This is a genomic window from Prolinoborus fasciculus (assembly GCF_056724605.1).
The window spans coordinates 1-1,416 of the sequence record NZ_JBWZQN010000134.1 but is presented as its reverse complement, the minus strand read 5'-3'; the positions used below and the strand labels follow the sequence as shown (position 1 = coordinate 1,416).

The following is a 1,416-nucleotide window of genomic DNA, read 5'->3' as shown; positions in this document are numbered from 1 at the left end:
GAATCCACAACAAGTTGTTCTTCATACGATGTATCTGAGGGTCTGTAGCTCAGTTGGTTAGAGCACACGCTTGATAAGCGTGGGGTCACAAGTTCAAGTCTTGTCAGACCCACCACTACTGACGAAGTACGGAAAATCAGAGACATTGACTTATTGATAAGCTGGGGACTTAGCTTAGTTGGTAGAGCGCCTGCTTTGCACGCAGGAGGTCAGGAGTTCGACTCTCCTAGTCTCCACCATACATTCCTACGGAATGTATAAAGACAAAAGCTAATAAATAGACAATCAGTTGATTGTTAGTTTAGTCCTTAAGCGATCAAGTGATGAGATCCTAGAGATTAACAAGTACAAGCGTTATGATACGCGCACTTGATAATCTCTGTGATTTATCACAGTTTCCTGACCTGACGAAGGCTGGAAAAATCATTAACAGAATATATTTGAGTTGAAATAATTTGTTCAAACTCGTTTTTAAGATCAACACTAACAGTGATTTATTACTGTGATGTGAAGATTAAGGAAATGAGTTCTAGCGAAATTAACTGAATCAAGCGTTTTGGTATATGAATCTAATTGAAGCTGTACGGTGCTTAAGTGCACAAACGCCAACTGTATGAGTGAGTCGCAAGACAAGCTCTGTTGCTTATCCCACTTGTAAGGATAAACGACTGTTTGGGGTTGTATAGTCAAGTAATTAAGTGCATGTGGTGGATGCCTTGGCAGTCAGAGGCGAAGAAAGACGTGATAGCCTGCGAAAAGCTCCGGGGAGGCGGCAAATATCCTGTGATCCGGAGATGTCTGAATGGGGAAACCCACTTACCATAAGGTAGGTATTGCAACATGAATACATAGTGTTGCAAGGCGAACGAGGGGAAGTGAAACATCTCAGTACCCTTAGGAAAAGAAATCAATTGAGATTCCCTCAGTAGCGGCGAGCGAAAGGGGAAGAGCCCATTAAGTCATATAAGTTCTAGTGGAACGCTCTGGGAAGTGCGACCGTAGACGGTGATAGTCCTGTACACGAAAGGGCTTATATGATGATGTCGAGTAGGGCGAGGCACGTGAAACCTTGTCTGAATATGGGGGGACCATCCTCCAAGGCTAAATACTCCTGACTGACCGATAGTGAACCAGTACCGTGAGGGAAAGGCGAAAAGAACCCCTGTGAGGGGAGTGAAATAGATCCTGAAACCGCATGCATACAAGCAGTGGGAGCCGGCTTAGTCCGGTGACTGCGTACCTTTTGTATAATGGGTCAGCGACTTATATTCAGTAGCAAGGTTAACCGCATAGGGGAGCCGTAGGGAAACCGAGTCTTAATAGGGCGTTTAGTTGCTGGGTATAGACCCGAAACCAGGTGATCTATCCATGAGCAGGTTGAAGGTTGGGTAACACTAACTGGAGGACCGAACCCAC

At 45.0% G+C, this 1,416-nt stretch carries 2 tRNA genes and 1 rRNA gene; all 3 read left to right on the top strand.

The features are described from left to right. The first annotated feature begins 38 nt into the window (after positions 1-38). A tRNA-Ile gene (locus AC1P5O_RS16565) sits at positions 39-115 on the top strand. A 48-nt stretch (positions 116-163) separates the two neighbouring features. Next, positions 164-239 (top strand) — tRNA-Ala (locus AC1P5O_RS16560). 445 nt (positions 240-684) lie between these two features. Further along, positions 685-1,416, top strand: a 23S ribosomal RNA gene (locus AC1P5O_RS16555); the annotation flags it as partial.